This is a genomic window from Flavobacteriales bacterium, assembly GCA_025210295.1.
In the GTDB taxonomy this organism is placed as follows: Bacteria; Bacteroidota; Bacteroidia; order Flavobacteriales_D; family Parvicellaceae; genus S010-51.
This window is the reverse complement of record JAOASC010000047.1, coordinates 19,093-36,421: the sequence shown is the minus strand read 5'-3', so window position 1 is coordinate 36,421 and position 17,329 is coordinate 19,093. Positions and strand designations below refer to the sequence as shown.

14 protein-coding genes are annotated in these 17,329 nt (G+C 32.4%); 11 read left to right on the top strand and 3 right to left on the bottom strand.

All coding sequences use genetic code 11. From position 1 onward, the window contains the following. The first annotated feature begins 30 nt into the window (after positions 1 to 30). The 7 genes from N4A35_15565 (at position 31) to N4A35_15535 (ending at position 9,860) form a co-directional block, all read left to right on the top strand. Entirely contained in the window at positions 31 to 1,767 is a 1,737-nt protein-coding gene (locus N4A35_15565; protein ID MCT4582829.1) for a T9SS type B sorting domain-containing protein, read from the top strand. Between the two features lie 2 nt (positions 1,768 to 1,769). Next, the gene (locus N4A35_15560) at positions 1,770 to 2,783 is read left to right on the top strand and encodes a PorP/SprF family type IX secretion system membrane protein (protein MCT4582828.1); all 1,014 of its coding nucleotides are present in this window, start codon (positions 1,770 to 1,772) and stop codon (positions 2,781 to 2,783) included. Positions 2,784 to 2,873: 90 nt separating this feature from the next. Continuing rightward, positions 2,874 to 3,878, top strand: coding sequence for a quinolinate synthase NadA (nadA, locus tag N4A35_15555; protein ID MCT4582827.1), 1,005 nt, complete (start codon positions 2,874 to 2,876; stop codon positions 3,876 to 3,878). Further along, complete coding sequence (gene nadB / locus N4A35_15550) at positions 3,878 to 5,449, top strand: L-aspartate oxidase (protein MCT4582826.1); 1,572 nt, start codon at positions 3,878 to 3,880, stop codon at positions 5,447 to 5,449. Before nadA ends, nadB begins: the two co-directional genes overlap by 1 nt. Before the next feature lie 37 nt (positions 5,450 to 5,486). After that, positions 5,487 to 7,814, top strand: a complete 2,328-nt coding sequence (locus tag N4A35_15545) for a tetratricopeptide repeat protein (protein MCT4582825.1) — start codon at positions 5,487 to 5,489, stop codon at positions 7,812 to 7,814. Between the two features lie 40 nt (positions 7,815 to 7,854). Beyond that, positions 7,855 to 8,838: a hypothetical protein gene (locus N4A35_15540; GenBank protein ID MCT4582824.1), complete on the top strand. Its 984-nt coding sequence runs from the start codon at positions 7,855 to 7,857 to the stop codon at positions 8,836 to 8,838. Positions 8,839 to 8,879: 41 nt separating this feature from the next. Further along, positions 8,880 to 9,860, top strand: a complete 981-nt coding sequence (locus tag N4A35_15535) for an LTA synthase family protein (GenBank protein MCT4582823.1) — start codon at positions 8,880 to 8,882, stop codon at positions 9,858 to 9,860. A 5-nt stretch (positions 9,861 to 9,865) separates the two neighbouring features. On the opposite strand, the gene mltG is transcribed toward N4A35_15535, so the two are convergent. Continuing rightward, complete coding sequence (gene mltG, locus N4A35_15530; protein ID MCT4582822.1) at positions 9,866 to 10,912, bottom strand: endolytic transglycosylase MltG; 1,047 nt, start codon at positions 10,910 to 10,912, stop codon at positions 9,866 to 9,868. 6 nt (positions 10,913 to 10,918) lie between these two features. Further along, positions 10,919 to 11,602: a response regulator transcription factor gene (locus tag N4A35_15525; GenBank protein ID MCT4582821.1), complete on the bottom strand. Its 684-nt coding sequence runs from the start codon at positions 11,600 to 11,602 to the stop codon at positions 10,919 to 10,921. Between the two features lie 120 nt (positions 11,603 to 11,722). On the opposite strand from N4A35_15525, the gene N4A35_15520 reads away from it, so the two are divergent. The 3 genes from N4A35_15520 (at position 11,723) to mnmD (ending at position 14,243) form a co-directional block, all read left to right on the top strand. Next, complete coding sequence (locus N4A35_15520; protein ID MCT4582820.1) at positions 11,723 to 12,901, top strand: proline dehydrogenase family protein; 1,179 nt, start codon at positions 11,723 to 11,725, stop codon at positions 12,899 to 12,901. Between the two features lie 108 nt (positions 12,902 to 13,009). After that, entirely contained in the window at positions 13,010 to 13,537 is a 528-nt protein-coding gene (locus tag N4A35_15515) for a hypothetical protein (GenBank protein MCT4582819.1), read from the top strand. Positions 13,538 to 13,574: 37 nt separating this feature from the next. Continuing rightward, a complete protein-coding gene (mnmD, locus tag N4A35_15510) occupies positions 13,575 to 14,243 on the top strand; it encodes a tRNA (5-methylaminomethyl-2-thiouridine)(34)-methyltransferase MnmD (protein MCT4582818.1) in 669 nt (222 codons plus the stop codon). On the opposite strand, the gene N4A35_15505 is transcribed toward mnmD, so the two are convergent. Beyond that, entirely contained in the window at positions 14,233 to 16,089 is a 1,857-nt protein-coding gene (locus N4A35_15505) for a CotH kinase family protein (protein ID MCT4582817.1), read from the bottom strand. The genes mnmD and N4A35_15505 overlap by 11 nt on opposite strands. Positions 16,090 to 16,196: 107 nt before the next feature. On the opposite strand from N4A35_15505, the gene N4A35_15500 reads away from it, so the two are divergent. Beyond that, positions 16,197 to 17,216, top strand: a complete 1,020-nt coding sequence (locus N4A35_15500) for a pirin family protein (GenBank protein MCT4582816.1) — start codon at positions 16,197 to 16,199, stop codon at positions 17,214 to 17,216. The last annotated feature ends 113 nt before the right edge of the window (positions 17,217 to 17,329 follow it).

Here is a 17,329-nt window from a genome sequence, read left to right as displayed (position 1 = left end):
AGGTATTTTTACGTAAATCGAAAGAAAATTATGATTAAGCTAAAATTTAATAAATTACTTTCTCTTTTTACTTTAATTTTTTACTACCAACTTATTATTGCTCAATGTGGGTTTGATAAAGTGCATAAAAAGACGATTTTGAGTAGTCAGAATTATAAAAAAGCAGTGCAAAAATCCTCTAGAGCAATTAATCAATTTGAAAAGCAATCCAATGAAAATGTATACATTATTCCAATAGTCGTTCATGTCATACATAATGGAGAGGCAGAAGGAAGTGGAGCCAATATATCAGAAAGTGAGATTTTAGCTGAAGTAGATAAAATTAATGAAGTTTTTAGAGGAAATCATTTTCAAGGAGCAGTTGATTTTAAAATAGAGTTTCGGTTAGCTCAACAAACCCCAGATTGTACACCGACTAATGGAATTAATCGAATAAATGCGACTAGCATCGATGGGTATACAGAACATGGCTTATCTTATGATGGTTCAGACGGTGCGGAAGAGTCTGCACTAAGGGCATTGGCGAACTGGCCTAATGATAGGTATTTTAATGTATGGTTAGTCCATTCTATTAATGGTGCTGCTGCTGGTTATGCTTATTTTATTTCAGGAAATCCTAATTATGATGGAACTTTTATTGAAACCAATTATTTTAATGGTAGTGGAGCGGTTTCCATTCATGAGTTTGGTCATTTTTTACACCTATATCATACATTTGAGGGGGATGAAGATAATGGAACTTGTCCAGCTGATGTAACAGTTGGAACTGATAGTGATGGATGTTCAGATACCGAACCTCATGTTAGAAATTTAGGAACTTGTGCATCTGGAACTGTCAACTCGTGTACAGGTAATATGTATCATGATAATGCCGCTAAAAATATTATGAACTATTGTAATTGTTCAGATCGGTTTACAGAAGATCAAAAAACAAGATCGAGAAATATTATAGAAAATACAGATTATGGCCAGAGTCTGATAAATTCAGATGGTGATGAAAGTGCTCCTGATGATGTGATAAAACCCATTGCCAATACTTGTAGTCCTGAAACTCAAAGTCAAGGTTTAAATAATCAAAATTCGGGGGTGTTAAGACTGGAGTATAAGAATATGAATATTGCTAGTAAGACAGCAAATATGGATCAAGGGTATGTAGATTTTTCTCAAAAATGCCTAGAATATGCAATTGTTCAAAGAGATAGCGTTGATACATTAAAAATATATACGTATACAACGAATCCCTATTATGCTGTTTATATTGATTTAGACAATGATGGGGCTTTTACAGAAGAAGAACATGTTGCAAATGACCAGTCGAATGATAGTAGTATTTTTATTCCAGTCACCTATCCCGAATATACCGTTTTGAATACCCCGTTAAGAATGAGGGTAATTGTTGATTTAGCGGCTGTTAATTCACCATGTTATTCACCTACAGATGGACAAGTTGAAGATTACACGGTTTATGTTGAGGGGATTGAAATTCCAGCTGTTCCTGTTGGATTTCCATTAAGTTTTTCTCCAAATAACGATGGTATAAATGATGTTTTTTCACTAATGGGAAAAGAACGTGTAAAAGATTTTAGCCTACAACTATTTGATCGTTATGGTAATTTAATGTTTGTATCTGAAGATGTCAATTTAGGTTGGGATGGAACATTTAAAGGAAAAGCTTTAAATACAGATGTCTTTAAGTATACAGCAGTTGTAACTTTAAAAACAGGAAAACAAATTCAGTTAGACGGGAATGTTGCGTTAAAAAGATAATTATGAGTACATATTTTAAAATAGTTTTATTCTGCTGTTTGATTGGTGGTGGTAAACTTATTGTAGCTCAGACGACCCAGCACTTTTCTCAAATGAATTTAATGGCTAATTTTTTATCTCCTTCTGAAACAGGTAGAGAAAAAGGGTTAAGAAGTACTTTGGCATACAGGAATCAATGGAGAAATATCGGTATTCCTTTTACTTCAAATTTATTTTCTTCTAGTATGCCTATTTTACAAGAAAAAATTGGAGTCGGTGTATTTTTTTTACAAGAAAATCTAGGAGATAATATTCAAAAAAGTTTAAATGCAAAAATTAATTTAGCTTATCATCTGAAATCAAAACTTCCCACTCAGGATATACTATCTTTTGGCATAAGCTCTGGTATTGTTCAGTTTTCGAACAATGGGGGGAATTCAATTTGGGAAGAGCAATGGAATGGTTTTTATTTTGATGAAAATATATTTTCAGAAGATCAGAATAGATTTGATAAATACACTAAATTAAACCTGGATTTTTCTGCAGGAATGACTTGGGGAGCTGTTTATCTCAATAAAATTAAGACTACCGCAGGAGTTTCCATTAAACATTTATTGAAGCCCAATTACTATGCTATTTATAGCGAAAATCAATTGAATAGAAAGTTAACTGTTTATGGGACAGTAGAGATTAGAGAACAAAAAAATAATTCTGTTTTCAGTAATGATAAGCCTTTTTTGACTCCGGATTTTTACTATACAGTTCAGGGCAATTCGAGTGTGTTTCAAATCGGTTCCTTTATTTCTTTTCCAATTAAAGTGAAATCCAAGTATACGCTTAATGGAAATAATGTAAACTTTAAAGTTGGAAGTCACTTGAGAGTAAACGATGCTGTAATTATTAATGCAGCATTTAGATATAATAATTATTATATAGGATTAAGCTATGATTATACATTATCAAACTTACAAAGTGGATTGGGGATAACCTCAGCTTTTGAATTGTTGCTCAAATATAATTTGGGACTAAAGCGATAATCTAGCATCCCAATTGACAGCATCAACTCTTTTTTCATTAAATTTGTATAGTTATTGTAACAGTATAGTTATAAATAAATACAAAAGAATATGAATACTGAATTAGATAAAGCAAAATTAGAGTTAGAAGAAGTTGGTTATTTAAAAATAGATACTCCTCCTACGGTCAATTTTGTTGAAGAAATCAAACGCTTAAAAGAAGAAAAAAATGCGGTTATATTAGCACATTATTATCAAGAACCTGAAATTCAGGAAATTGCTGATTATGTTGGAGATAGCTTGGGGTTATCGCAAAAAGCAGCTAATGTTGAAGCAGATATTATCGTTTTTGCTGGGGTTCATTTTATGGCTGAAACTGCTAAAATCCTTAACCCAGAAAAAAAGGTATTATTACCAGATTTAAAGGCCGGATGCTCTTTGGCTGAATCGTGTTCAGCAGAAGATTTGGGGGAGTTTAAAAAACAATATCCTAACCATGTGGTAGTTACTTATGTCAATGCATCAGCTGGCGTAAAAGCACATAGCGATTTAGTTTGTACTTCTTCGAATGCCAAGAAAATTATTGACTCCATACCTGAAGATCAACCCATTATTTTTGCTCCAGATAAAAACTTAGGAGCTTTTATCAACAAAGAAACTGGTAGAAATATGGTGCTTTGGGATGGTGCTTGTGTAGTACATGAAGCTTTTTCTTTAGATAAGTTAGTAGAATTACATTTAGAACACCCAGATGCAAAAATTATTGCTCACCCTGAGTCTGAAGCCCATATTTTAAAAGTAGCAGATTACATTGGTTCGACATCTGGGATGATTAATTTTGTAAAAACAGATGATAGTCAAAAATATATTGTAGGAACAGAAGCTGGAATTTTGCATGAAATGAAAAAAGAAGCACCTAGCAAAGAATTAATTCCTGTACCAGTAGAAGAGGATAATACTTGTGCTTGTTCTGAATGTGGTTATATGAAAATGAATACGATGCAGAAGTTATATTTATGCATGAAGTATGAATTGCCTGAAGTGAATGTAGATGAAGAGGTTAGAAAAAAGGCCTTAATTCCTATTGAAAGAATGTTAGAAATATCAGCAAGATAATGGGATTAGTTCATTTTGATGTATTAATACTTGGTTCGGGAGTAGCTGGGTTAAGTACTGCAATTAAATTGGCAAAAGCTTTACCGAACAATACAATTGGAGTCGTTACAAAATCTTATGAAAACGAGTCTAATACAAAGTATGCCCAAGGTGGTATTGCAGTAGTATGGGATAAATTAGATTCCTTTGAGAGCCATATCAAAGATACGATGATTGCTGGCGATCAATTGAGTGATCCAGAGGTGGTCAGAATGGTAATTGAAGAAGCTCCAGATCGTCTAAAAGAATTAATAGCTTGGGGAGCAGAATTTGATTTTGATGATACTGGAGATTATGATTTAGGGAAAGAAGGGGGGCATTCTGCCAATCGAATTATACATCACAAAGATATAACTGGGTTTGAAATTGAAACAACCCTTCTAAATCAGGTCAAAAAACTATCTAACATTACCACTTTGCCTCATCATTTTGCTATTGATTTGATAACAGATCATCATGTGAACCAAAAAATTAAAAGCTTTAAAAAAGAGGCGATTAATTGTTATGGAGCCTATGTCTTAAATCAACAGACCCAAGAAATAGATACTTATGTGGCTAATAAGACTATTATCGCAACTGGTGGCGCTGGACAAGTCTATGCTTCTACAACAAATCCAACAATTGCTACTGGTGATGGTATAGCCATGGCTTATCGCGCTAAAGCTCAAATAGAAGATATCGAGTTTGTTCAATTTCATCCAACAGCATTATATCAACCAGGTGTTAGCCCTGCCTTTTTAGTCTCAGAAGCAGTTAGAGGTTTTGGAGCTTATTTGGTAAACAAAAAAGGTGAGCGGTTTATGTTTGAAATTGATGACCGAGCAGAGTTAGCATCAAGAGATATTGTTGCAAGAGCAATTGATAATGAATTGAATAAAACAGGGGAAGATTGCGTTTATTTGGACTGTCGTCATTTAGATTTTGAGAAGTTTTTAGAACATTTTCCTAATATTTACGAGAAATGCTTACGCGTTGGAATTGACGCAAAAAAAGATTTGATTCCAGTTGTACCTGCTTGCCATTATTTTTGTGGTGGTATTGCGGTTGATCAAAATGGTCAGACATCAATTAAAAATTTATACGCGTGTGGAGAAGCATCTCGAACAGGGTTGCATGGAGCGAATCGTTTGGCCTCTAATTCTTTATTAGAAGCCTTAGTGTATGGGCATAATATCGCAGCTGATATCATTAATCACTCAGAAGAGGTTAATGGCCGTTTTTCGAATATACCCGAATGGGATGCAGATGGAACAACAGTCCCAAAAGAATTAATTATGATTAAGCATAATCGGAAAGCTCTTCAAACAGTGATGAGTGATTTTGTTGCTATAGTGCGTTCAGATGAGCGTTTAGCAAAAGCTTTGAAGCGTTTAGATGAAATCTATCATGATACAGAAAATATTTATCAAACCGCAACGTTATCTCCTCAGTTATGTGAATTGAGAAACTTAAATGCTATTGCTTATTTAATCGTGAAACAATCTCAAAAAAGGAAAGAAAATAGAGGCGCATTCTATAGTTTAGATTGCTAAATCGAGCACAGAAAATATCAGTTCGTTCCATTATAATATGAAAAGAAAAATAATACTTCCCTTTATTTTGCTATCCTGCTTTATTGCCAACTTAATAGGGCAGGAACAATACGGAGTAACTTCTTTCTATCTTATCGATAGTTTAGAAATCAATAAAATTTCAGCACCTGAAAAAAAATTACTGGATAGTTCTTTGACCGAATATCATCAAGCTAAAAATGATACTGTTAAAATTCATATAATAGAAAGGTTGGTAGAGAATAGCTATGATGAAAACGTTTGGCCTAAGTATAATGAATGGTTATATGTTTATATCAACCATCAGTTAGAGACCTTTGGTAAAAATGCATCAGATCCAAAAGTGCACCATACATTGAGACAAAGTTTAGCTAATGTCATTAATAATAAAGGGTATTATTACTATACAAAGAGTAACTATTCAGAAGCTTTAGATTATTATAACAAGAGTTTAGAAATTGAACGTAAATTAAACAATAAGAAAGAAATTGCTATTAGTTTAAATAATATTGGAGGAATTTATAAAATTCAAGGAAAGGTTTCTTTAGCATTGAAATATTATAATGAAAGTTTGAAACTTAAAGAACAATTAGGGAATAAAAAAGGTATAGCGCTTTCTTATAATAATATAGGAGTAATATATGGTGAACAAGGCAACTTGGAGTTAGCCTTAACCTATTACAAGCGAAGTTTAGAGCTAGAAGAAGAGCTGGGTAACTTAAGAGGAATTGGATTGGCAAATAACAATATTGGTAACGTATATAGAATGCAAAATAAAATTTCTTTAGCAAGAAAATTTTATGAAAAAAGTTTAGAAATAGAAAAGACTTTAGGAAATAGAATGGGAGAATCTATTTCCTATAGTAATCTAGCAAGTACATACCATATTCAAAAGGATACTCCTAAAGCCATAGCATATATGGAACTTAGTATAGCTATTGTAGAGGAGTTAGACAACAAAAGAGGGATTGCTTCTTCCTACACTAACATAGCAGAATTATATATTCATTTGAAAGAATATAAAAAAGCAAAAGAGTATTTAACAAAAGCACTTCAGTTGGCTTATAATATTGGAGATCCAAATGTTATAGCATTATGTGCCAGACAATTGTGGTCAGTTGCTAAGAAACAAGGTAATTACCAAGAAGCTTTTGAAATGTATGAGTTGGAGGTTAAAATGCGGGACTCGATTTTAAATAAGGAAAATTATAAAGCTTTAATTGAACAGCAAGCAAAATATGAGTATGAAAAAAAGAAAGCAACAGATAGCGTAAAAAACGCCGTAGCTGATAAAATTCAAGCTTCAAAATTAAGAGCGGTTCAATTAGAGAACGAGAAGACCCTATTAGAAGTCGCTTCACAAAAGAAGCAAAAGTGGTTTTTATACTTTGGTTTAATACTCGCTGGGGTTTTTGCTGGAGTGATATACAATCGCTTTAAAATAACAAAAGAACAAAAAGGAGTCATTGAAAATCAAAAAGAAGCAGTTGAAAATCAGAAGCAACAAATTGAGCAACAACACCTAGAACTAGAGACAACTCATAAAGAAATAAGTGACAGTATAAAATATTCAGAACGCTTACAACAAGCAATTTTTCCATCAGAAGAAGCTTTAAATAAACATCTGAACCAACACTTTGTACTCTTTAAACCTAAAGACGTTGTGAGTGGAGATTTTTATTGGTTACAAAAAGTAGGCAAGTTTACTTATTTTGCTGTGGGAGATTGCACAGGGCATGGAATACCTGGAGCATTGGTTAGTGTCGTGTGTTCAAACGCTTTGAATAGAAGCATTAAAGAGTTTTCATTAACCGACCCTAATGCCATTTTAAATAAAACAAGAGAATTGGTAATCGAAACATTTGCACAAAGTGGTAAGGAAGTTAAGGACGGTATGGACATCGCTTTATGTTCACATTGTGAAGGTGAGAAGTACATAAATTTTTCTGGAGCCAATAATCCATTGTGGATCATTAGAAAAACAAAATACTTAACAGATCAGCAACGTGAAGAAAGGGCTACACTTTTAGGAGAAGAATATTCTCTAATAGAATATAAAGCCAATAAACAACCTGTAGGTTTATATGAAAACATGAAAGGTTTTGAACAAACTAAAATTAACTTGTTTAAAGACGATACATTATATCTTTTTACCGATGGTTTTCCCGATCAATTTGGAGGAATAAAAGGGAAAAAATATAAATATAAACCGTTTAAAAAATTATTGTTGACCAATCATTTATTGGAAATGTTAGCGCAAAAAGATAAAATAGAAGAAGCTTTTGTCGATTGGAAAGGAGCAATAGAACAAGTAGATGATGTGTGTGTAGTTGGAATTGAAATATAGAATTAAGCAAAGTTTTAACAAGAAGAATTGGCCATAGATTATGCTAAAAAAACTTCAAGATTTTTTATTGGATTATAGTATTGTTGTTTTTTTAACAATATTCGTCAATATAATTCTTAGAATAGGAGAGTATTGGTATATTAATTCGGTAAAACTTGAGGCAATTCCTTTTTCAGTTTTGTATAGTAGAAGTATTAATTATGATACGTTATTTATCGTTTTATTTTCTCTTGTTGGCTTAATTCCATTTGGAGCTCTAGCTTTCGTTCAGCTTAATTTTACAAAATTTCTTGTTCGATTTGTTTTTTTATTCTTGCAATTGTGTTGGTTACTCTTAACAGGGTATTTCTTAATCAATAATGCATTGCTGTCGAGTGCTGTTTTTGAATTTTCATTGATGGAAATTGTCAATATTATTTTCTCCGAGTTCTCAATGAATAGGATAACATTACTTTTTTCAGGGGGAATTATTTTATTGATTTTCTTTTTTTTACTCATTAAATCTAAAAAATGGAAACATGATAGAAGCGCTTATTGGATTATAGGAACTTATGTAATCATCAGTATCGTATCGGTTGTGAATCGGAAGCATACTTTTAAGCCCATTACATTTTTTGAGAATTATAACCACTTTTTAGTAGGGAATTCAAAACCCGTTTTTTTAATAAAAACTTATAGTGAAAATTTAAACTTTGATTTATTGGAATCAAGGGAAGAAATAAAAAAAGAAGTCTTAAAGTTAAACAGCTTATATGCTGATAAGCATTTTTTATCAACCGATTTCCCTTTGATTAATGATTCAGAATATCAAAATGTTTTACAAAGTTATTTTGCTGAGTGTAATGAAAAACCCAATATTGTAATTATTGTATCAGAAAGTTTATCTGCTTCATTCTCTGGAAGTAATTGTGCAACGAAAAAGAGTTTAACTCCTTTCGTAGATAGTATAATAGCAAATGGTCTTAGTTGGACTAACTTTTTTCCAATGCTGAACGTTCTTATGGCGTGTTACCCAATTTATTAGCTTCTTTACCATCGGGAATAGGAGCAAGGGGTTTTATCAATATGAAACAAGACACCTTGAATAAGCTCAGGTTTCCAAAGCATAATAGTTTAATTCAGATTTTAAGAGATAACGATTATTATACTTCTTATTTTTATGGAGGATCAGGTAATTTTGATAATGTTTCAGCCTTTATGCAGCAGAATAAAGTGGATAATTGTTTTACAATGGATCAATTCGATACGTTAAAATATCCAATGAATTTATATGTACGTTCTCAACAAGCATGGGGACATAAAGATGCTGCAATGTATAATCAGGGATTAGATGTCATGGATTCAATTCGTGCTCCTTATTTGAGTGTTTTTCAAACCTTGAGTAATCATAGTCCTTATAATTTATCAGATGATATTTATTATACAGATGATTATCTTCAATCAAGATTGCATGCATTGAACTTAACACTAGATGATGTTCAAAAAATTGATAAAGCAATTTTATCTTCTATATGCTATGCAGATGACGCTTTAAAACATTTCTTTGAACGTATAAAGCAAAGGGATGATTTTAAAAACACAATTTTTTTAATCACTGGCGACCATGCAGTAGATTTGAATTTAACTGATAATATTTTTGAAAATTATCACGTTCCTTTTGTAATCTATTCCCCATTATTAAGAAAAACAGCAAAATTTAAAGGAGTTTGTTCACATATTGATGTGCTACCATCCTTGTTAGCTCTATTAAAGCATAATTATCAGTTGGAGGTTCCTCAGAAGAATCATTGGTTAGGAAATGGCCTGAGTACAAGTCTAAATTTTGAAGCAAATCGCGTAATTCCATTAAATATTAAAGCCATAGACATGCCGAGTTTTATTATACATGATAAAGTCTTTTTTGGAAGTAATATTTATCAGTTTAAAGAGGGTTTAAAAATCACGCCATTAAAAGATTCTATAGCGATAGACCAGTTGAATGACCAATTGGAAACCTATAAAAAAATCAATAATTATGTTTGTGTAAAGAACCTTATTGATCAATAAGATTTTTAACGAATTCCCTCTTTAGTTAGCCAGCTTTGATATTCCTTAGCATAAGCATTGTGTTGTGATAAGGTTTTTGAGAAGTTATGGTAACCGCTATATTCTGGTTTTGCACACATGTAAAAATATTGATGCTTCTCAAAATTTAAAACAGCATCTATTGTTCTTGGTTCAGGTAAGCAAATTGGCCCAGGAGGTAAACCAGCATTTCTATAGGTGTTGTATGGCGACTCGACTTCTAAGTGTTTAAATAATAGGCGTTTTATACTAGGATCTCCAAGGGCAAATTTAACCGTTGGATCTGCTTGTAATAGCCAGTTGTTTTTTAGACGATTAAGATATAAACCAGCAATTTTTGGTTGCTCATCAAATTTAACCTTTTGCTCTTCGTAAACAATAGAAGCCAAAGTTGTAATTTCAGATTGACTCATTTTTAAAGCTTTTGCTTTGCTTAAACGTTCAGCATTCCAGAACTTTTTATATTCTTTAGCCATTTTAGCAATAAATTCATCAGCAGTAATATTATAGTAGACTTCATAGGTGTTCGGTAAAAACAAACTAATAAATGTTGCATGATTAAACCCATATTTGCTTTGAATAGCTTCATTCTTAAAAGCCGTTACTAATGTAACAGAATCTAATGCTAAAGAAGGTGCAATTTTACCAGCTAACTCTTCAAGGTTTCTAGCACTACCAAACGTTAAGGTGATAATTTTCTTTTGATTACGCATTAAATAAAGTTGATTCACTAATTTATTGTTATTCCAATCTTTTTTTATAGTGATCATTCCCTCATTTAGACGAATAGTATCATAGTGTTTAAAGTCTACAATTAAATCAAAAGCATCTTGATCTTTAATGATGTTACGCTGTTTTAAAAAAGTCCCTAGCTCACTAAATAAAATAGGTTCAGACAACATAATGTTTTTTGATGATTCATCAAATGCGATGTTATCAATGTCTTTGACTTGATATACTTGATAATAAGGATAAGCTATAATTCCACCAATAACAAGTAGAACAACAATAAGTAGAGCAAGTATTTTTTTCATAATTGTTTAATTATTTTCTGAAGGAGAAAACTCAAATTTATCAGGGCTTACAAGGTTAGTTTTTACTGCAAACATTACAATTCCAGCAGTATTACTAATTCCCAATTTACGCATGATGTTTTTTCTGTGTGTGTTTACAGTGTGATTACTGATGTGTAAAACAACAGCAATTTGAGCATTGGTATAACCTTCGGAGATTAACTTAACGACATCTAGTTCACGGTCAGACAAAGAAATAGGAGAGCAGTTTAATGGCTCATCTTCAACTTCAGCGTCTATACTTTCTTGTTTTAAAAGTTCCAAAACCTCCCCACAGAAGAAATGTTTGTTGTTGGCAGAGTCAATTACTGCGTCAATAATTTCTTGAGCTGGACAATCCTTTTTGATATGACTCATGATTCCATTAGAAAGAGCAGCGTCAACTAACTTTTTACTAGGGTGATGAGTAATTCCAATAAGTTTGATGTAATTATTTTTGATTTTAATATTAGAAATGGTCGCTAAATCAAATCCTTTTGCAGTATAATCTAGAAGAATAACATTAGGTTTATATTCGTCTATTGCATCCATCAATTTTTGTGCATTATCAACATCTGCACAAACATGAATACTACTCGACTGATCTAAAATATGTCTAAGACCAGTACGAATAATATCACTATCATCTGCTATAACAACCGAAATATTCATCTTCCTGACTACAAAAGTAGAAAAAGGTAAATAAATAATGGATTTTTGAATCACTATATTTGAGATGAATGTTATTTTTGTGTAATAATTTTATTTACTGACTAAACATAACAAGGTATAATGCCCATAGATTTTAACGATACAGAGGTTGCATTTAAAGGAAAATCATCTTTTCAATTGCAAAAAGCATATTGGTTATTTAAAATTGTAAGTAGTAAAACAATGGTAGCTGTGGGAAGTGCAGTAACAAAAACAGCACTGACTTTAAGACTGCCCATTAATTACCCTATCAAAAAGACCATCTTTCAGCAATTTTGTGGAGGAGAATATATCAATGAATGTGATGCTACGATAAAAGAACTTTCTGCATTTAATATTGGAACTATACTCGATTATTCTGTCGAAGGAAAAGAAAGTAATGATGACTTAGATGCTACAACCAATGAGATCATTAAAACAATAGAAAAGGCTAAAAATAATGAGGGGATTCCCTTTGCAGTTTTTAAGCCTACTGGTGTATCTAAATTTTCTTTGTTAGAGAAGGCTAATGAAGGTATAGCACAATTATCTCCTGAGGATCATGCAGAATACCAAAAAGTTATTGATAGAATTGATAAAATTTGTAAGAAAGCGTTCGAATTAAAAGTACCAGTATTTGTTGATGCTGAGGATAGTTGGATTCAAGATGCTATAGACCGAATTGTCGATGAAATGATGCTACGTTACAATCAAGAAGAAGTCTACGTATACAATACCATTCAAATGTATCGCTGGGATCGGCTTGAATTTTTAAAAGCTTCGCATGCTAAGGCTAAAGCAAACGGTTATAAACTTGGGATTAAGTTAGTAAGAGGGGCTTATATGGAAAAAGAACGTGCTAGAGCATTGGAAAAAGGCTATCCAAGTCCAATTCAAGAGAATAAAGAAGCTTCCGATAAAGATTATGATTTAGCTTTAACGTATTGTGTTGAAAATGTAGAAGATATTGCCCTGTGTGGTGGAACTCACAATGAAAAAAGTAGTTTGCATTTAGCCAGTTTAATTGATAAAAATGGTATCGCTAAAAATGATAAACGTATTTATTTTGCACAGTTATTAGGAATGAGCGATCACATTAGTTATAACTTGGCAAACGCTGGATATAATGTCGCGAAATATGTCCCTTATGGACCAATTCGAGAAGTTTTACCATACTTAATAAGAAGAGCTGAAGAAAATACCTCTGTTTCTGGTCAAACTGGTAGAGAATTGTCTCTAATTATTAAAGAACGAAACAGGAGAAAAGGGAAAAGTAATTAGCTGATTAGAGAATTAGAGAATTAGCTAATTGGTTGATTAGATGATTGGTTATATTTAGTTTTTTAATAAAATGATTTTAATGCAATATAGTATATGAGATTTTTGACGATGATAATAATATTGGTTAGTTTTAATTATGTTTATTATAGTCAAACCGATAAAGTGTCAGAGTTATTTAAAAACTGTGAAAGAAATAGAAAAATAGACACTCTTTCAAGTAAAATAAATTTCCCTAATTCTAATGGTGTATTATACTTACCTGATAATTGTAAAGGAGAATTTTCTGGTGAATTACCTAGTTTATATATTTTTGATACATTAAATTCTGATAAAAAAATACGTATAAGAGCTGCCCAAGTATGGAATACTTATCCTAAAGGAGAATATTATAATCATCTAAAAATAGAATATAAAGATATAGCGAGGTATACATATTTAAATCATGAGTTTATACTTTATAAAAATGATCAAAAACAATTAGAACTTTGTTGTCATCTGGATGATTCTATAAACTCCGAAAATCATTGGATGTGGATGTTTAAATTTTATATTTCTCCTAACCAAATTGATGAAGAAATAGCCTGTAGTTTTCATAGTGTTGTTAGACAAGTCGTTGAAGAGACACTTCATAAATAAATTATTCTTACTTCTCAATTACACAACTCTTTAAAAAATGAATAAACTAGAACTTAAGATTTCCAATGATGGTTCGCATACTTTATATCGACCAGATATAGATGAAACTTATCATTCGATTCATGGAGCAATTCAAGAAGCTGAACATGTTTTTATTCAAACAGGATTAGCACCTTTAGTTAAGAAGAAAGGAATGTTGACGCTCTTAGAAATGGGGCTGGGGACTGGATTAAATGCCTTATTGACTGCTAATTATTCCTATTTAGTCAAACAACAAATACATTATATAGGCCTAGAAGCATTTCCTGTAGCTAAAGCGTTGATCGAAAAGTTAAATTATGTAGGTTTAATTGGAGGAACAAGTCAAAAGCATTTTAATGCCATTCACGATAGTCAATGGGGAGGGATAGGAGTTGTCAATAATTATATGACGCTTCAAAAGGTAGAGCAAAAATTAGAAGATTTTACACCTCATAAAACGATTGATTTAGTTTATTATGATGCCTTTGGACCCAATTCCCAAGCAGAAGTATGGGATATTCAATTGTTTAAGAAATTATGTCATTATATGCATCATGGAGGGGTATTGGTTACTTATTGCGCAAAAGGGCAAGTAAGAAGAGATTTACAAACAGCTGGTTTTATCGTAGAACGCTTACCAGGACCTCCTGGAAAAAGAGAAATGCTAAGAGCAATTAAACCCTAAGTTTAAAATAAACAATCAATAAAACTCCTCCAAATCCAATCGAAACCCAAGCAATTAGCCAAAGAAGACTATTCTTCTCTTGAGGAACGAGGTGTTGCTCTTGCTGTTGTTTAATAGGGGCTTTATCTGCTTTTTTAATGGACTGAAAATCATAGGTTAAGACTAGGGTGTCCTTAGAGGTATAAAGCAGTGTATCAATACGATACGGTTGTTGACGGTATCCAAAACCTTGTTTACTCAAAATAGTAATGGGAAGTGGAACGTTTTTGTAATAGAGCCCTTCAAAGGGCAATTCAAGAGGATAATTATTATTGATATTTACTGTACCATGTTGCCCCTCTATTTTTAAATAAAAAGTTCCAGATTTAGAAAGCGTTCTGGTAATTTCATCACGCGCAATAGCTGGCCTTTTTTGGGCAAAAGAGCGAAAGTGGTCCACTTTATTCAGCCATTTTTCCATAGGAATAGGTACATTTTTAAAATGTTTTGGAAGTTCTGATTTAGAACGAGGGAGTTCCTCTTTATAAAAAGCTTCAAAATGATTAACAGCAGCAATAATCGTATCTGTATGTAGTGCAGTATTCATTATATGGGCGTATTGATTAATAAAATCGTGTTTAAATTCTTGGTGCTCCATTAATTTCCTAAAGTAAATTGTACTCCAAGTATTGTTATACCAGTTGGTTTGCCTAGGGCTTAAACATTTAGCCAAATAATCTTTATTAACACTTCCAAAACTTAAATCAGTATCGTATAAAATCATCCTAAATTTATTATCCAAATTAGAAGCATTCCAATACCGTATGTTTCCCCTAGAATCTACATTGTTTATAAAAATTTGAAAAGCACGATAATTAATATAGTTCCGAATATCAAAGTAACCCTTAGCTTTTTCATAAGCCAAACTATCCATGGTATCCAATTTAAAAAACCAGTCATACATTTCTTTATAACGTTTACGACTACCATGTTGGGTAACCCAGCGTCCCATAATAATATTACTACTATCTAGGGCTGCTCCATGATTATAGTATAAATAATGCTTGTTTACTTTTTCTCTTAAATTATATACGCCCCAATAAGTACCATTGATGTACATTCTAATAGGTTGATAGGCCATATAATCTAAACCTAAATTTCGTGCTAAATAAGCGTTCAATACATCTTTAAAACGGGTCCCATTGTAATCATTTCCCGAAGTTCGAATCACTAACTGTTTAAAGGCTAAAATAGTAGGCTTTTGTTTAAAAAAGGGATAATGAAAACGATTAGTTCCATATTGTTTTCGAGCAACTATTTTGAGGGATTTATCAGGTTGCCTTCTCGTAGATTCTCCAAATATACGAAGTCCACAAGCTTGGTTAATCACTTCGGTCTTGGAAGTGTCAATATAAACCAATTGAATTGCTTTTTCCCATTTTTTTTGAAAATTACAATTTTCCCAATGGCCTGTGCTATCGCTAAAAAAAGCATTGCTACCTCGTGTGTATATACCTTTGCGACTGTCCCATAAATCTTCCTCTGGAATAGTAATAGAAACTATTGGTAACTGAGATATCGTATCAAAAATATAAGAGCGAGCGATTAAGGTATCTCCCGTTTTAAATTGAGCTTTAATTAACAAAGCTGTAGTTTTATTGATGGTAATAGAAGAGTCTATTTTTCGAGCGTTACGTGTGGGAATTGAACCGTTAGTTGTATAATATAAATGGGTATAATTCCCCTCAAAAGATAAGGTAATTGTAGACTTACAAACTTGTGATGGATGAGATACAGTAATTGTTTTCTCTTGAGCAGAGAAAGCATTAAAGCACAAGAGCAATATGGTAAAAAAAATAAATCGCATCAATATGAGGCGAAAATACAGAATATTCTTTATTCTCTTTTATTTCTTAATCTTGATTAATAGATCTAACTTCAAAATCGATTAATTTTAGGTAAAATTAGTAATTTATGAACACTTCCAATATCATAAGTGTTAACCCATTAGGATTTCCTTGGGAAACACAAGACCCGTTTTTATTTTGTGCACATCATAGAGATGAATACCCACATGGTAATCAAGATTTAGGACCTAATGTTTCGCTGGAAGGGCGAAATATTGGTCAGGATTTTGTTGTTAAAGATGGCTGGAGGATGTACCATGGTAATCGTGTTCCTGGTTTTCCATATCATCCGCATAGAGGCTTTGAAACGGTTACAATAGCTAAAGAAGGAATTGTAGATCATTCAGATTCATTAGGTGCATCTGGACGTTTTGGTGCTGGAGATGTACAATGGATGACAGCAGGTAAAGGTGTGCAACACTCTGAAATGTTTCCACTTATAAATAAAGATAAAGACAATCCTTTAGAAATTTTTCAGGTATGGTTAAACCTTCCTCAAAAAGATAAATTTGTGGAACCTCATTTTAAAATGTTGTGGAGAGAGGATATACCTCAGCAAATTTTAGAAGATAAAAATGGAAAAAAAACTACAGTAGATATTATTGCAGGTAATTTAGGAGCTGTAAAAGCTTTAAAGCCAACACCAAACTCTTGGGCGGCAGTGGCTGAACACGAGGTCATGATTTTAACACTTAAAATTGAAGCTGGCGGGACATTTTATTTAGCTGGGTCAAATCAAGAGGTAAATCGTAACTTGTATTTTTATCAAGGAGATTGGCTTACCATAGATCAAGTGAATGTACCATCTTATCATTCAATTCATGTGAAATCTCAGGTTGAATTAAAATTACAAGCAGGAGAAGAGGATTGCTATATCTTAATCCTACAAGGAAAACCAATTAATGAACCAGTTGTTCAATATGGTCCATTTGTGATGAATACACAAGAAGAAATTAGAACGGCATATCGAGACTACCGTAAAACACAGTTTGGTGGGTGGCCTTGGCCTAAACACGAGCAGGTACATGATGTAACAAGAGGAAGATTTGCTAAACATGCTGATGGTAGAGAAGAAGTCAAAGGATAAGCTGTTTTTTTGGAAGAGTGGTTACGTGTTAACTCTAATTTGAAAATAGGAAACAGATTTACATCATCTTAAAACTATAAATAATCATTTTTTATAGAGAATATTCTTGGTTT

What these genes read in the sequence shown, in the direction of transcription:
- N4A35_15505 (MCT4582817.1), bottom strand. Translation starts at nt 16,089, where the DNA reads ATGCGATTTATTTTTTTTACCATATTGCTCTTGTGCTTTAATGCTTTC.
- nadA (MCT4582827.1), top strand. Translation starts at nt 2,874, where the DNA reads ATGAATACTGAATTAGATAAAGCAAAATTAGAGTTAGAAGAAGTTGGT.
- N4A35_15545 (MCT4582825.1), top strand. Translation starts at nt 5,487, where the DNA reads ATGAAAAGAAAAATAATACTTCCCTTTATTTTGCTATCCTGCTTTATT.
- nadB (MCT4582826.1), top strand. Translation starts at nt 3,878, where the DNA reads ATGGGATTAGTTCATTTTGATGTATTAATACTTGGTTCGGGAGTAGCT.
- N4A35_15515 (MCT4582819.1), top strand. Translation starts at nt 13,010, where the DNA reads ATGATAATAATATTGGTTAGTTTTAATTATGTTTATTATAGTCAAACC.
- N4A35_15500 (MCT4582816.1), top strand. Translation starts at nt 16,197, where the DNA reads ATGAACACTTCCAATATCATAAGTGTTAACCCATTAGGATTTCCTTGG.
- N4A35_15565 (MCT4582829.1), top strand. Translation starts at nt 31, where the DNA reads ATGATTAAGCTAAAATTTAATAAATTACTTTCTCTTTTTACTTTAATT.
- N4A35_15535 (MCT4582823.1), top strand. Translation starts at nt 8,880, where the DNA reads ATGAAACAAGACACCTTGAATAAGCTCAGGTTTCCAAAGCATAATAGT.
- mnmD (MCT4582818.1), top strand. Translation starts at nt 13,575, where the DNA reads ATGAATAAACTAGAACTTAAGATTTCCAATGATGGTTCGCATACTTTA.
- N4A35_15525 (MCT4582821.1), bottom strand. Translation starts at nt 11,602, where the DNA reads ATGAATATTTCGGTTGTTATAGCAGATGATAGTGATATTATTCGTACT.
- N4A35_15520 (MCT4582820.1), top strand. Translation starts at nt 11,723, where the DNA reads ATGCCCATAGATTTTAACGATACAGAGGTTGCATTTAAAGGAAAATCA.
- N4A35_15540 (MCT4582824.1), top strand. Translation starts at nt 7,855, where the DNA reads ATGCTAAAAAAACTTCAAGATTTTTTATTGGATTATAGTATTGTTGTT.
- N4A35_15560 (MCT4582828.1), top strand. Translation starts at nt 1,770, where the DNA reads ATGAGTACATATTTTAAAATAGTTTTATTCTGCTGTTTGATTGGTGGT.
- mltG (MCT4582822.1), bottom strand. Translation starts at nt 10,912, where the DNA reads ATGAAAAAAATACTTGCTCTACTTATTGTTGTTCTACTTGTTATTGGT.